The following is a 15,231-nucleotide window of genomic DNA, read 5'->3' as shown; positions in this document are numbered from 1 at the left end:
GGAATGCATATTGAAATGAAAAACATTTCAAAGGCGTTCAATGGAAATCCTGTTTTGAAGAATGCACAGTTTATGATTGAAACAGGAGAAGTCCATGCATTGATGGGGGAAAATGGAGCGGGTAAATCAACGCTCATGAAGATTTTAACAGGTGTATACAAAAAAGATGGTGGGACAATCACAATTGATGGGCAAGAGCGCACCTTTAAAAATGCGAAAGAAGCTGAAGAGTACGGCATCGCATTTATACATCAAGAACTAAACATATTGCCGAATTTAACAGTAGCTGAAAATATGTTTCTCGGTAAAGAGTTAATGTATGGGAAAACAGGTATTTTACGCACTCGACAAATGAATGCGATTGCGCAGCAGCAACTAGCGGAGTTAGGGTTGCATGTAAGAGGCGCTATGTTAGCAGAGGAATTATCGGTTGGACAACAGCAAATTATCGAAATTGCGAAAGCATTAATGACAAACGCGAGCGTTATTATTATGGATGAACCTACTGCGGCACTGACGGATCGTGAAATCGAAACGCTCTTTACAGTAATCAATAAGTTACGTAAAGAAGGTGTTTCATTCGTGTACATTTCGCATCGTATGGAAGAGATTTTCTCAATATGTGATGCTATTACGATTTTGCGTGATGGAGAATACGTCGGAAAGAGATTAATTCCAGAAACATCATTTGATGAAGTAGTGAGTATGATGGTGGGGCGCAGCATCGGTGAACGTTATCCAGAGCGAAATAGTCAAATTGGTGATGTCATTTTTGAAATGCGTAACGGAACGAAGAAAGGGAAATTTGAAAATGTTTCGTTTCAAGTGAGGAAAGGTGAAATCCTTGGTGTAGCTGGTTTGATGGGAGCTGGCCGTACAGATATTATGAAAGCGATATTTGGATACGAACCTTTAGACTCTGGACAAATTTTTATAAATGGACAAGAGGTAAAGATTGATAGTCCAATAGATGCAATTAGACAAAGAATTGCTTTTATTACAGAAGATAGAAAGTCTGAAGGATTAGTGTTAGATTTTTCAATTCGAGAAAATTTAGCTTTACCGAATTTAGAAAGTCTTTCAAAGGGAAGTGTTCTAAGCAATGAGCTAGAACAACAGTTTACAGAGGATATGATGAAGCTTCTTAATGTGAAAGCATCTAGCGGAGAGCAGGCAGTGAAATCTCTTTCTGGTGGAAATCAGCAAAAGATTGTAATCGCAAAATGGCTAGGCATTCATCCGCAATTACTCATTTTAGATGAGCCAACAAGAGGTGTTGATGTTGGAGCGAAAAAAGAAATTTACTCTATTATGAATAAGCTTACAGAGCAAGGCGATGCCGTTATTATGGTATCATCTGAGCTTCCGGAAGTTTTAGGGATGAGTGATCGAGTTCTTGTTATTCATGAAGGAAAAGTCGGCGGAATTTTAGGGAAAGATGAGGCATCACAAGAGTCTATTATGGCACTAGCTACAGGGGGAGAGTAAGGATGGCTAAGAAGGGGAATGTATTACAACAACTCGGTTCTTTAATCGGTTTAGTATTAATTATCGTCGTAATTACAGCTTTAAATCCAGCGTTTATTGAAATTCCAAATTTATTTAATATACTGCGTCAAGTATCGATTAATGCGCTTATTGCATTCGGAATGACCTTCGTAATTTTAACAGGGGGTATTGACTTATCGGTAGGTTCTATTTTAGCATTATCAAGTGCACTTGTTGCTGGAATGATGGCAAGTGGCATGGATCCGTTCCTTGCAATGGCAGTTGGACTATTAGCAGGTCTTGTAATGGGAATTGTAAACGGTATCATCATTGCGAAAGGAAAAGTAGCTCCATTTATTGCAACTTTAGCAACAATGACTATTTTTCGTGGGTTGACGCTTGTTTATATGGACGGACGTCCGATCACTGGTCTTGGTGATCATTTAATGTTCCAGATGTTTGGCCGCGGTTATTTTCTTGGTATTCCTGTACCAGCTGTTACAATGATGATCGCTTTCGCAGTACTGTACTTCATTTTGAAGAAAACGACATTTGGTCGCCGTACATTTGCAATTGGTGGAAATGAAGAAGCAGCAGCACTATCAGGTATTAATGTTACGAGAATTAAAGTAATGATTTACGGTCTTTCCGGAATTTTGGCAGCGCTTGCAGGTATTGTCTTAACATCACGATTAGATTCTGCACAGCCGACTGCAGGTACTTCTTATGAATTAGATGCAATTGCAGCAGTTGTATTAGGTGGAACAAGTCTTTCTGGGGGAAGAGGATGGATTGTTGGTACATTCATCGGTGTACTTATTATCGGTGTACTAAATAACGGTTTAAATTTATTAGGTGTATCTTCTTTCTTCCAACAAGTTGTAAAAGGACTTGTAATCTTACTAGCTGTATTAATTGATCGCCGAAAAGAAGCGTAATGGAGGGACAGTTCATGAAGAAATGGTTACTTATACTCGTTGCATGTATTATGGTCATTACTGCTGGTTGTTCAATGGAACCACCAGAATGGGCAAAGGATTCTAGCGATAAAGGTCGAAATAAAACTATTAAAGTTGGATTCTCTGTTTCAACTTTAAATAATCCCTTCTTTGTAACTTTGAAAAAGGGTGCAGAAAAGAAAGCGAAAGATAGCGGCATCGAATTGATTGCTGTTGATGCACAAAATGATGCAGCAAAGCAAACGAACGATGTTGAAGATTTAATTCAAAAGGGTGTCGATGTAGTTGTTATTAATCCGACCGATTCAGATGCTGTTGCTTCAGCAGTAAGTGCGGCAAATGCAGCGAATGTTCCTGTTATTACAGTAGACCGCGTTGCGAATTCAGGTAAGGTTGTTTCTCACATTGCATCTAATAATATCGAAGGTGGTCAAATGGCTAGTGATTACATTCGTGAATTAGTCGGCGATGGAGCAAACGTTGCTGAGTTAGAAGGAATCCCTGGATCGTCTGCTGCTCGTGAACGTGGGAAAGGATTCCATAACGTAGCCGATAAGTCTTTACAAGTAGTTGCCAAACAAGCGGCTGATTTTGATAGAGCGAAAGGATTATCTGTTATGGAAAACATTTTGCAAGCAAATAGCGATATTAAAGCCGTGTTTGCGCATAACGACGAGATGGCATTAGGTGCACTTGAAGCATTGAAGTCTGCTGGAAAAACGGATGTAGTCGTTGTTGGATTTGATGCAACAGAAGATGCTGTGAAAGCGGTTAATGATGGGCGTATGGCTGCAACAGTCGCTCAAAAACCAGAATTAATCGGAGAGAAGGCGATGCAAACAGCAAAAGAGATAACACAAGGTAAAAAAGTGGACAAATCTATTCCGATTGAATTAGAGCTTATTAAGAAAAATAAATAAATATAAAATGAAAATTAGGAAGGAAGAACAACAAATGAAATTCTTTATTGATACAGCAAACATTAACGAAATTAAAGAGGCAAATGCATTAGGCGTATTAGCTGGAGTAACGACAAATCCATCACTTGTAGCAAAAGAAGGCGTAGATTTTCACGAGCGCATTCGTGAAATTTGCAACGTTGTAGAAGGTCCTGTAAGTGCAGAAGTAATTAGCTTAGAAGCTGATAAAATGATTGAAGAAGGAAAAGAATTAGCGAAAATTGCTCCAAACGTTGTTGTAAAAGTTCCAATGACAACAGAAGGTTTAAAAGCAGTAAAAGCATTCTCTGACTTAGGAATTCGTACAAACGTTACATTAGTATTCTCAGCAGTTCAAGCGTTACTTGCAGCTCGTGCTGGTGCAACATACGTTTCACCATTCTTAGGTCGCTTAGACGATATCGGTCATAACGGTATGGACTTAATTCGTCAAATCGCAGAAATCTTTGCGATTCATGGCATCGAAACAGAAATCATTGCAGCATCTGTACGTCACAGTGTTCACGTAACTGACGCAGCATTAAACGGTGCACATATTGCAACAATCCCAGCAAACGTAATTGCTTCATTAGTGAAGCACCCATTAACAGATCAAGGAATTGAGAAATTCTTAGCTGATTGGGAAAAAACACAAGAGAAATAATAGAAAATCAAGAATCCTAGTTTAATTGACTAGGATTCTTTTTTATTTAAAAGAATTTTCATGCAATTTTGCATATTGTCTTTTAAATTTGTTATATAAGATATTTAATATATATCACATAACTCTTTATTTTTCATATTTCGATATAAAGTGGAACTTTAATCAGTGGGGGCTTTGTTCATCACCACACTGATTATTAGTTAAACCAAGGGATAAACAGATAGAGGGTCTGACCAGAAAACTGGAGGGCATGATTCTATAACAGAAAGTTTAATGTTTATAGAATTATGTCTTTTTATATAGGGAGGGTAGTAAACAGAGATTTCGACAAAAATGCACCGATTTATCTGAATTTTAAGTTTTATAAAAGGAGAGAAATGGAATGAGAAGAAAAGCCCCATTTAAAGTGTTGTCATCATTAGCAATTGCAGCAATTATCGGATGCACATCTGTAATGAGTGCGCCGTTAGCATATGCAGAAACGCCAGCAAAAGAGAAAGAGAATGTGTCTACAACGCCAATTGATTACAATTTAATTCAAGAAGATCGTTTAGCGGAAGCTTTGAAAGAAAGAGGAACAATTAATCCAGCATCTTCTAAAGAAGAGACGAAAAAGGCTGTCGAGCAATATATTGAAAAGAAACAAGGAGATCAGGCGAACAAAGAAATTCTTCCAGATGCTCACTCACAAGAAACGTCTGATTTCACAAAAAAAGTAAAAGAGAAAAAGATGGAAGAAAAGGAAAATGTAAAAAAGACTGAAAAAAATATTAATCTTGAGCAAAAGCCAGAACCAAATAAAAAGCAATTGAATGGGCAAGTTCCAACTTCAAAAGCAAAGCAAGCTCCATATAAAGGATCTGTTCGATCGGATAAAGTATTAGTGCTACTCGTTGAATTTAGTGATTATAAACATAATAATATTGATCAAACACCAGGTTATATGTATTCGAAAGACTTTAGTAGAGAACATTATCAAAAGATGTTGTTCGGTAAGGAGCCTTATACATTATTTGATGGTTCAAAAGTAAAAACGTTTAAACAATACTATGAAGAGCAGTCTGGTGGTAGTTATACGACAGACGGATATGTAACGGAGTGGCTAACTGTTCCCGGAAAAGCATCTGATTATGGAGCTGATGGTAGCAGTGGTCACGATAATAAAGGTCCGAAAGGTGCACGTGATTTAGTGAAAGAAGCTTTGCATGCAGCTGCTGAGAAAGGACTAGATTTATCTCAGTTTGATCAGTTTGATAGATATGATACAAACGGGGATGGGAATCAAAACGAACCTGACGGTGTAATTGATCATTTAATGGTAATCCATGCTGGTGTTGGTCAAGAAGCTGGTGGCGGTAAATTAGGTGATGATGCGATCTGGTCACATCGTTCAAAATTAGCAGTAGATCCAGTAGCGATTGAAGGTACAAAATCAAAGGTAGATTACTTTGGTGGAAAAGTAGCAGCACATGATTACACAATTGAACCAGAAGATGGAGCTGTAGGTGTGTTTGCGCATGAATTTGGACATGATCTTGGATTACCAGATGAATATGACACGAAATATACTGGAAATGGTTCACCAGTCGAAGCTTGGTCATTAATGAGTGGAGGTAGTTGGACAGGGAAAATCGCAGGAACAGAGCCGACTAGTTTTTCACCACAAAATAAAGACTTCTTACAAAAGAATATGGGTGGCAACTGGGCAAAAATATTAGAAGTAGATTACGATAAAATTAAGAGTGGTGTGGGAGTTCCTACATATATTGATCAAAGTGTTACGAAATCAAATCGTCCCGGCGTTGTACGTGTTAACTTACCAGGTAAAAGTGTTGAAACGATTAAACCGGAGTTTGGAAAGCATGCATATTATAGTACAAGAGGCGATGATATGCATACAACGTTAGAGACACCATTCTTTGATTTAACGAAAGGAACAAATGCAAAATTCGATTATAAAGCAAATTATGAGTTAGAAGCAGAGTGCGATTTCGTCGAAGTACATGCAGTAACAGAAGATGGAACGAAAACATTAATTGATAGACTTGGAGAAAAAGTAGTCCAAGGAGATAAAGATACAACAGATGGGAAATGGATTGATAAATCATATGATTTAAGTCAATTTAAAGGCAAAAAAGTGAAACTACAATTCGACTATATTACAGATCCGGCTGTAACATATAAAGGTTTTGCGATGGACAATGTAAATGTAACTGTTGATGGACAAGTTGTATTTTCTGATGATGCAGAAGGACAGTCTAAAATGAATTTAAATGGTTTTGTTGTTTCTGATGGGACAGAGAAGAAAGCTCATTATTACTACTTAGAGTGGAGAAACTATGCGGGATCAGATAATAGTTTAAAAGCAGGAAAAGGTCCAGTGTATAATACAGGTCTTGTCGTTTGGTATGCAGATGATAGTTTCAAAGATAACTGGGTTGGGATGCATCCAGGTGAAGGATTCCTTGGTGTTGTTGACTCTCATCCAGAAGCGCTAGTTGGTAATTTAAACGGCAAACCAGCATACGGTAATACGGGCATGCAAATTGCAGATGCTGCATTTTCATTTGATAAAACACCAGCATGGAGTGTAAATTCATTAACACGTGGTCAGTTTAACTATTCTGGATTACAAGGTGTTACAACTTTTGATGATTCAAAAGTATATAGTAACAAGCAAATTGCAGACGCAGGAAGAAAAGTTCCAAACCTTGGACTTAAATTCCAAGTTGTTGGACAGGCAGAAGATAAATCGGCAGGCGCTGTTTGGATTAAACGTTAATAACATAAAAGCACATTCTTCATATGAAGAGTGTGCTTTTTAATTTGTACAGTAAGTTATTATTTTAGTTTATCCCGCATTAACGGTCAGTAAGATCCCCACCTCAAAATTCAGCGGAAGTAAAGAAATTAGGTGGGAGATCAACTGCCCGTAAAAGCCCGATTGGTTCAACTAATAATCAGTGGGGATGAACACCCCCCCACTGATTAAAGTTTCACTTTATGTAATACAAGTGTTTATTCATGTGTACTGTATCAAATTATGTGGGGAAAGGAAATATTTCCGAGGAAATTGTCGAAGTATCGTCAGTATTTATAAACTTTCTGTTTAAAAGAGGAGATGTATTATTGCCTTTACGGCTCAATTTATTTACATTGTTATTTGGTTATACACAAAAGTAATATATTGAGCAAAAAGAGTTCTATTCGATAGGGCTCTTTGGTTTTGTATTTGATATACAAATATTAACCTCGATTGTTTGGAAATGTATCTTCTTGTTTAGCGTCATTTGGACTTTAACTGCAGTTTTTGTTTTTCGTTTATATGAAGAGCGAGATGAGCCATTACCTTTTATATTTAAATTAATTGGCATTATTCCAACGCTTCCATTATATTACGGATTATATCAATATGCATTTTAAAAAAGACAACGATGGATTATCCCATCATTGTCTTTTTTACTTTGCTTCTTACATAAATCATACCAGCAAATGTTAATAAAAATGCTGTCCCGATAATGAAGCTGATGCTAGGTGATGCTCCGATTGCGCCGACTGTAAAGGAGCCAGCAACAACTCCTAATGAGAAGAAGGCATAAAATAATCCGAATGCCTTTCCGCGATTATCGTCTGTAGTATTTTCAACGAGTAAAGCGTTAATAGACGGAAAGAGGATTGCGAATCCAATTCCATAAATCATCATTACAATAAAGAGCATACCTTTTGTAGCAAATAATCCGAGTAAAGATAATGCGAATGCCATAACTGCAATTCCGATTAGCATTAGTTTCGAACGATTAAATCGATCGTAAATACGATTTGTTGGAAGCAAGAAGAAGAGGATAGCAGTAATACCAAATACACTTAACATCATGCCTGTTGTAGATGCTTTAAGCGCTAATGCATCAACTTTTACTGGTAACATATAAGTGACAATTCCTTGTGAAAACATTAATGTGAAAGCACCAATATATGCTTGTAATAACGGTTCTGATTTTAACAGTTCAATCATATCTTCTTTGTTCATCATTTGCGTTCTTGATGTATCTTTTCTTGATACGTTATTTGGTAAGAAGAATAGAGATACGATTGTACCAAGAGCCATTAAAATAGAAATAGTAATGAAGACCCATTCTACGCCAGCTGTTGCTTTCATAATACCGCTGAAAGCAGGTCCTACGATTGCCGCTGTTCCAACAGCAGCACCAGATAGAGCCATTGCTTTTCCTTGTCTTTTTGCATTTGTTTGTTTTGATAAAAATGTAAAGGCAGCAGGAATTAAAAAGCCATCACTAAATCCATGCATAAAGCGAACAACTAATAGTTGTTCACCACTTTGAACAACGGTGTATAATAAGACTATGAAACTCGTAATTCCCATGCTTATATAAAGGATTTTTTTTGCACCAAATTTATCGACAGCTGCTCCAGCAATAATATTACCGATCATATTAGCGAATGAGTACATACCGACAACTAGCCCGATAATAAGTGGGGTTCCTCCAAGGCTTTGAGCGAAAGTACTCATAATAGGTAATTGTGAAAATGTATCTAAAAAAGCCACGATAACGATAAAGTAAATAAAATATTTCAAGCGATATTCACCTCTCCTATGCTATTATGGCACAATGCTAATTTCACCTGCAATGAAATTGAATTAACAGATGTGGAAAAAAGTACAAAGTGACAAAATATTGAACGTTATTTGTAAAAAATTAGTAGAGATGCGATTGTTTTTTTGAAATATATGGATAGAAGTATTATAATAGAATTGTAAACTTCACCAGGTTAAGTATATACATAGAGAGGGATGTATAAAATGAAAGCACTACTTTGGCATAATCAACGTGATGTACGAGTAGAAGAAGTACCAGAACCAACAGTAAAACCAGGAACAGTGAAAATCAAAGTTAAATGGTGTGGTATTTGTGGGACAGACTTGCATGAATATTTAGCAGGGCCTATTTTTATTCCAACAGAAGAACATCCATTAACACATGTGAAAGCACCTGTTATTTTAGGTCATGAGTTTAGTGGTGAGGTAATAGAGATTGGTGAAGGAGTTACATCTCATAAAGTGGGAGACCGCGTTGTTGTAGAACCAATTTATTCTTGTGGTAAATGTGAAGCTTGTAAACATGGACATTACAATGTTTGTGAACAACTTGTTTTCCACGGTCTTGGCGGAGAAGGCGGCGGTTTCTCTGAATATACAGTAGTACCAGAAGATATGGTTCATCACATTCCAGATGAAATGACGTATGAACAAGGTGCGCTTGTAGAACCAGCAGCAGTAGCAGTTCATGCAGTACGTCAAAGTAAATTAAAAGAAGGGGAAGCTGTAGCAGTATTTGGTTGCGGTCCAATTGGACTTCTTGTTATCCAAGCAGCTAAAGCAGCAGGAGCGACTCCTGTTATTGCAGTTGAACTTTCTAAAGAACGTCAAGAGTTAGCGAAATTAGCAGGTGCGGATTATGTATTAAATCCAGCAACTCAAGATGTGTTAGCTGAAATTCGTAACTTAACAAATGGTTTAGGTGTAAATGTTAGCTTTGAAGTAACAGGTGTTGAAGTTGTACTACGTCAAGCCATTGAAAGTACAAGCTTCGAAGGACAAACTGTAATTGTTAGTGTATGGGAAAAAGACGCAACAATTACTCCAAATAACTTAGTATTAAAAGAAAAAGAAGTTATTGGTATTTTAGGATACCGTCACATCTTCCCAGCTGTTATTAAATTAATTAGCTCTGGTCAAATTCAAGCAGAGAAATTAATTACGAAAAAAATTACAGTCGATCAAGTTGTTGAAGAAGGATTTGAAGCACTTGTAAAAGATAAAACACAAGTGAAAATTCTTGTTTCACCTAAATAAGATAGAATCGAATAGAGTAGCCCTTTTCTAGAAATAGAAGAGGGCTACTTTTTTTCTATACTGAAAGGTGATAGACTTTCCTTTGACTAAATGTATTTTTGTTTGGAAGGGAGAATCTAATGCTTTCATTTTTGTTAACTTTAAAGCGAATGTTAAGAGCCTGTTTACGAGCGTGGAAAGATAAAGAATTTCAAGTATTATTCGTATTAACAATTTTGACTTTAATATCGGGTACGATTTTTTATAGTACAGTTGAAGAATTACGTCCTATTGACGCTTTATATTTTAGTGTGGTCACGTTGACGACTGTCGGTGATGGGAATTTTAGTCCGCAAACTGATTTCGGAAAGATATTTACAATCTTATACATATTTATTGGGATTGGATTAGTGTTTGGATTTATTCATAAGTTAGCAGTTAATGTACAATTGCCAAGTATATTATCGAATAGAAAAAAAGAGTAAAGCATTCAGATGCTTTACTTTTTTTTTACATTAGTTTAGACAAGCCTTAATAATAGTTTATTAAAATGAAAGTGTATTCATTCATTATATTCACTGTGTATAAAGTTATAATGATATGAACATTTGCATATTTTAATTTAGTGATAGAAATTTCGTGAAAGGTGGGATATTCTAGTCATAGGTTAACCGGACGACATCATAGGATCCTAACAAAATGTTTACAATAATTCAATTATAAAATGGAGGATTTTATATGAAAAAGAAAGTACTTGCTTTAGCAGCAGCTATTACATTAGTTGCTCCATTACAAAGTGTTGCATTTGCTCATGAAAATGATGGGGCACAGAGATTTGGAGTTATTCCGCGCTGGTCTGCTGAAGATAAACATAAAGAAGGCGTGAATTCTCATTTATGGATTGTAAACCGTGCAATTGATATTATGTCTCGTAATACAACACTTGTAAAACAAGATCGAGTTGCACTATTAAATGAATGGCGTACGGAGTTAGAGAACGGTATTTATGCTGCTGACTATGAAAATCCTTATTATGATAATAGCACATTTGCTTCACATTTCTATGACCCTGACAATGGGAAAACTTATATTCCGTATGCAAAGCAGGCAAAGGAAACGGGAGCTAAATATTTTAAATTAGCTGGTGAGTCTTACAAAAATAAAGATATGAAACAAGCATTCTTCTATTTAGGATTATCTCTTCATTATTTAGGGGATGTAAATCAACCGATGCATGCGGCAAACTTTACGAACCTTTCATATCCACAAGGGTTCCATTCTAAATATGAAAACTTTGTAGATACGATAAAAGATAACTATAAAGTAACGGATGGAAATGGATATTGGAACTGGAAAGGTACGAATCCAGAAGATTGGATTCATGGAGCGGCAGTAGTTGCGAAACAAGATTACGCTGGCATTGTAAATGATAATACGAAAGATTGGTTCGTGAGAGCTGCTGTATCACAAGAATATGCAGATAAATGGCGCGCTGAAGTTACACCAATGACAGGTAAGCGTTTAATGGATGCACAACGTGTTACTGCTGGATATATTCAGCTTTGGTTTGATACGTACGGAAATCGTTAAGTATTTAAAAAAGGTCAAATCTCAGAATAGAGTATTTGGCCTTTTTATCACTATACAATACATGGAGGTATGAAACGTGAAAGGTAAATTGCTAAAAGGTGTACTTAGCTTAGGTGTTGGTTTAGGGGCTTTATATAGCGGAACGTCAGCTCAAGCAGAAGCGTCTACAAATCAAAATGATACATTAAAAGTGATGACGCATAATGTATATATGCTATCAACAAACTTATATCCGAACTGGGGACAAACTGAGCGTGCTGATTTAATTGGGGCGGCAGATTATATAAAGAATCAAGATGTAGTTATATTAAATGAAGTGTTTGATAATAGCGCCTCAGATCGTTTATTAGGGAATTTGAAGAAAGAATATCCAAATCAAACAGCGGTATTAGGTCGTAGTAGTGGTAGCAAATGGGACAAGACGTTAGGAAACTATTCATCTTCAACTCCTGAAGATGGTGGCGTTGCGATTGTGAGCAAATGGCCAATCGCTGAAAAGATTCAATATGTATTTGCAAAAGGATGCGGGCCAGATAATTTATCGAATAAAGGATTTGTATACACGAAAATTAAGAAAAATGATCGTTTCATTCACGTGATTGGTACGCATTTGCAAGCGGAAGATAGCATGTGCGGAAAAACTTCACCTGCATCTGTACGTACAGACCAATTAAAAGAAATTCAAGACTTTATTAAAAATAAAAATATACCAAAGAATGAGTATGTGTTAATTGGTGGTGATATGAACGTAAATAAAATAAATACAGAGAACAAGAATGATTCAGAGTATGCATCTATGTTTAAAACATTGAACGCTTCTGTACCATCTTATACTGGACATACAGCGACTTGGGACGCGACGACAAACAGTATTGCAAAATATAATTTCCCTGATAGTCCTGCTGAGTATTTAGATTATATTATTGCAAGTAAAGACCATGCGAACCCATCGTATATAGAGAATAAGGTGTTACAGCCGAAATCTCCACAATGGACTGTTACATCATGGTTCCAAAAATATACGTATAATGATTACTCTGATCATTATCCAGTAGAGGCGACTCTTTCTATGAAGTAGTTTCAAAAAGTTTCTTCGTAAAGAAGAAACTTTTTTTATTTGCAAACAGGAAAATCACACTTTCTTTCCAATATGTATAAGACATATTGAGAAGAGGAGAGAAAAATGTGGATCGAGGACTTTTTAAAGAAGTTCCATTACCGTGTGCATTTTTGGATGAAGTGGCTTTAGATAGAAATATTCAATCGATTATAGAGTTAAGTGGAAATAAAAAGATTCGTATAGCGAGTAAATCGTTACGCTCTGTTCCGATTATGCAAAAGATTTTAGCTGCAAATGATCGATTTCAAGGTATTATGTGCTTTTCACCTAGAGAGATTTTATTTTTAATAGAACAAGGATTTAATGATTTATTGCTTGGATATCCTGCTTACGATGAAAGAGCTCTGTATGAAATTAGTTTGTTAACAAAGAAAGGTTTCATTATAACTTGTATGGTGGATTGTGAAGAGCATATTGTGTATTTAGAAAACATTGCTGAGAAATCTAAAGGATGTTTTCGTGTTTGTTTGGATATTGATATGAGTAGTCGTTTCTTTCAATTTCATTTTGGTGTACAAAGGTCCCCAGTAAAAAATGTGCAGGATGCGTTGAAAGTAGTAGAAAAGGTGAGAAGGTCATCATATTTAATGTTAGATGGTGTGATGGGTTATGAAGCTCAAATTGCTGGGGTGGGAGATCATATACCGAATCAATGGTTGAAAAGTAAAGTGATTTCGTATTTAAAGCAGAAATCAGTGCTAGAAGTTAAAGAAAGAAGAGAACATATTGTAAAAGCAATACAAAACATTGGTATTGAGCTAAGGTTTGTAAATGGAGGCGGAACAGGAAGCATAAAAACAACCGAGAAAGATAATTCAGTTTCAGAGATTACAGTAGGTTCTGCTTTTTATTCTCCAAAGCTGTTTGATTATTATAAAGAGGTGAAATTTCATCCAGCGGTCGGATTTGCCTTACCAGTTGTGCGGAAACCAGTCCCGTTTATTTACACTTGCCTAGGTGGTGGATATATTGCTTCAGGAGCAGTTGGAAAAGATAAAGAGCCTGAAGTTTGGAGACCGAAGGGTGCAAAACTATTAGCTTTAGAAGGTGCTGGAGAGGTACAAACACCAATTTTTTATAACGGCGAGGAACGAGTGGATATAGGAGAGTCCATATTGTTTCGCCATAGTAAAGCTGGTGAGTTATGTGAGCGTTTTCCTTTTTTGTATCGTGTTAAAAAAGGAGAGATTGTTGGGGAGTATTCAACATATCGGGGGGATGGCCAATGCTTTCTATAAAGGGACAAAAGTGGAGAAATTGGACAGGGAATGTAGAAGGAACGCCGCATTATACGATGTATCCAGAAAGTATACAAGATGTAGTAGAAGTTGTGGGGCTTGCGCGAAAAAAGGGGAAGAAAATTCGTGTTGTCGGTTCAGGACATTCGTTTACACCCCTTGTGCAAACGGAAGAAGTTTTAGTTTCTTTAGATGAATTGAAGGGTATTGTGAATATTGATGCAGAGAAGATGGTTGCTGAAGTATGGGCAGGAACAAAGTTATATGATTTAGGGAAGTTACTTGAGGAAAAAGGTTATGCGCAAGAAAATTTAGGAGATATTGATTTACAATCTATTGCAGGAGCGATTAGTACGGGGACTCATGGAACGGGTATTACCTTTGGGAGTTTATCAACACAAGTTATAGAGATTACGGCAGTTTTATCTAATGGTGAGAGTATAGTTTGTTCGGAAGCTGAGAACGTAGAATATTGGAGAGCGTTTCAGTTGTCACTTGGAATGTTAGGTATCATTGTAAAGATAAAATTGAAGGTTATTCCAGCGTATTCACTCGTTTATGAAAGTGAGAAACAGTCATTATCTACTGTAATGAACAAACTAGAAGAATATAAGAAGCATCGTCATTTTGAATTTTTCGTTTTTCCTTATTCTGATGAAGTACAAGTGAAACTTACGAACGAAACAACGAATAAAGGCAGTGATTTGAAATGGCATAAACTAAAGGTAGAGTTACTTGAAAATAGGATGTTCTCTTTACTATCTAAAGGATGTAAATGGTTTCCTTCTATAAGTAAAGGAGTGAGTCGATTATCAGCTAAAGCTGTACCAAACACAAAAATAATTGGCCCGAGCTATGAAGTATTTGCTACATCACGTACGGTACCATTTTATGAAATGGAGTATAGCATTCCTTCAAAGTATATGAGGACGGTTGTAGAAGAAATCTCAAATCTTATTGAAAAGAAAAAGTATAAGGTGCACTTCCCAATCGAATGCCGCTATGTAAAAGGGGATGATATATGGCTTAGTCCAGCCTATGGAAGAGATTCAGCGTATATCGCTGTTCATATGTATAAAGGTATGAAATATGCTGCTTACTTTGGCGAAGTGGAAAAAATTTTTCTGAAGTATGAAGGGCGTCCGCATTGGGGGAAAATGCATACATTATCGTATGAGCAATTACAAGATATATATCCAGAGTTTCATTCGTTTTTACAGGTGAGGAAATCTCTAGATGAACTTGGAATGTTTTTTAATCCTTATGCAGAAAAGTTATTTATCCCGCTATTTGTCAGGCAGTAAGACCCCCACCTCAAAATTCAGCGGAAGCAAAGAAGTTAGGTCGGGGCTGATTAAAGTTTCACATTATGTATATGAAAAA

General features: G+C 36.5%; 12 protein-coding genes and 1 pseudogene. 12 read left to right on the top strand and 1 reads right to left on the bottom strand.

Annotated elements, in window-relative coordinates; genetic code table 11:
• Positions 1 to 3 precede the first annotated feature (3 nt).
• The 6 genes and pseudogenes from rbsA to MR143_RS15980 all read left to right on the top strand — a co-directional run.
• Positions 4 to 1,488 (top strand): ribose ABC transporter ATP-binding protein RbsA, encoded by a 1,485-nt coding sequence (gene rbsA / locus MR143_RS16005; RefSeq protein ID WP_002163845.1) that lies wholly within the window; start codon positions 4 to 6, stop codon positions 1,486 to 1,488.
• A gap of 2 nt (positions 1,489 to 1,490) precedes the next feature.
• Positions 1,491 to 2,426: an ABC transporter permease subunit gene (locus MR143_RS16000; RefSeq protein WP_001074641.1), complete on the top strand. Its 936-nt coding sequence runs from the start codon at positions 1,491 to 1,493 to the stop codon at positions 2,424 to 2,426.
• Between the two features lie 14 nt (positions 2,427 to 2,440).
• Entirely contained in the window at positions 2,441 to 3,367 is a 927-nt protein-coding gene (gene rbsB, locus MR143_RS15995) for a ribose ABC transporter substrate-binding protein RbsB (protein WP_000758971.1), read from the top strand.
• A 34-nt stretch (positions 3,368 to 3,401) separates the two neighbouring features.
• Positions 3,402 to 4,049 (top strand): fructose-6-phosphate aldolase, encoded by a 648-nt coding sequence (gene fsa / locus MR143_RS15990; protein WP_000667661.1) that lies wholly within the window; start codon positions 3,402 to 3,404, stop codon positions 4,047 to 4,049.
• A gap of 382 nt (positions 4,050 to 4,431) precedes the next feature.
• The gene (inhA2, locus tag MR143_RS15985) at positions 4,432 to 6,831 is read left to right on the top strand and encodes a M6 family metalloprotease immune inhibitor InhA2 (RefSeq protein ID WP_001252975.1); all 2,400 of its coding nucleotides are present in this window, start codon (positions 4,432 to 4,434) and stop codon (positions 6,829 to 6,831) included.
• A 428-nt stretch (positions 6,832 to 7,259) separates the two neighbouring features.
• Positions 7,260 to 7,472, top strand: a pseudogene (locus tag MR143_RS15980) (hypothetical protein); the annotation flags it as partial.
• Between the two features lie 16 nt (positions 7,473 to 7,488).
• Here the strand turns inward: MR143_RS15980 and MR143_RS15975 are convergent.
• Positions 7,489 to 8,643 carry an MFS transporter gene (locus MR143_RS15975; RefSeq protein WP_199717827.1) on the bottom strand — a complete coding sequence of 385 codons (1,155 nt, stop codon included), beginning with the start codon at positions 8,641 to 8,643 and terminating at the stop codon, positions 7,489 to 7,491.
• A gap of 225 nt (positions 8,644 to 8,868) precedes the next feature.
• Here MR143_RS15975 and bdhA point away from each other — a divergent pair, with 225 nt between their 5' ends.
• The 6 genes from bdhA to MR143_RS15945 all read left to right on the top strand — a co-directional run bounded on the left by bdhA (position 8,869) and on the right by MR143_RS15945 (position 15,152).
• On the top strand, positions 8,869 to 9,921 hold the full coding sequence (gene bdhA, locus MR143_RS15970) for a (R,R)-butanediol dehydrogenase (protein WP_000645827.1): 1,053 nt from the start codon (positions 8,869 to 8,871) through the stop codon (positions 9,919 to 9,921).
• A 119-nt stretch (positions 9,922 to 10,040) separates the two neighbouring features.
• Positions 10,041 to 10,385 carry a potassium channel family protein gene (locus MR143_RS15965; protein ID WP_000948209.1) on the top strand — a complete coding sequence of 115 codons (345 nt, stop codon included), beginning with the start codon at positions 10,041 to 10,043 and terminating at the stop codon, positions 10,383 to 10,385.
• Positions 10,386 to 10,638: 253 nt separating this feature from the next.
• Positions 10,639 to 11,490: a phospholipase CerA gene (cerA, locus tag MR143_RS15960; protein WP_000730995.1), complete on the top strand. Its 852-nt coding sequence runs from the start codon at positions 10,639 to 10,641 to the stop codon at positions 11,488 to 11,490.
• 76 nt (positions 11,491 to 11,566) lie between these two features.
• Complete coding sequence (sph, locus tag MR143_RS15955) at positions 11,567 to 12,568, top strand: sphingomyelinase C (protein WP_000676801.1); 1,002 nt, start codon at positions 11,567 to 11,569, stop codon at positions 12,566 to 12,568.
• Positions 12,569 to 12,675: 107 nt separating this feature from the next.
• Positions 12,676 to 13,848, top strand: coding sequence for an amino acid deaminase/aldolase (locus MR143_RS15950; RefSeq protein WP_000373793.1), 1,173 nt, complete (start codon positions 12,676 to 12,678; stop codon positions 13,846 to 13,848).
• A complete protein-coding gene (locus MR143_RS15945; RefSeq protein WP_000948945.1) occupies positions 13,836 to 15,152 on the top strand; it encodes a D-arabinono-1,4-lactone oxidase in 1,317 nt (438 codons plus the stop codon). The genes MR143_RS15950 and MR143_RS15945 overlap by 13 nt, the downstream gene beginning before the upstream one ends.
• Positions 15,153 to 15,231 lie beyond the last annotated feature (79 nt).

Source organism: Bacillus cereus group sp. BfR-BA-01347 (assembly GCF_022663835.1).
Taxonomy (GTDB): domain Bacteria; phylum Bacillota; class Bacilli; order Bacillales; family Bacillaceae_G; genus Bacillus_A; species Bacillus_A thuringiensis_K.
This window is presented reverse-complemented; position numbering and strand designations above follow the sequence as displayed.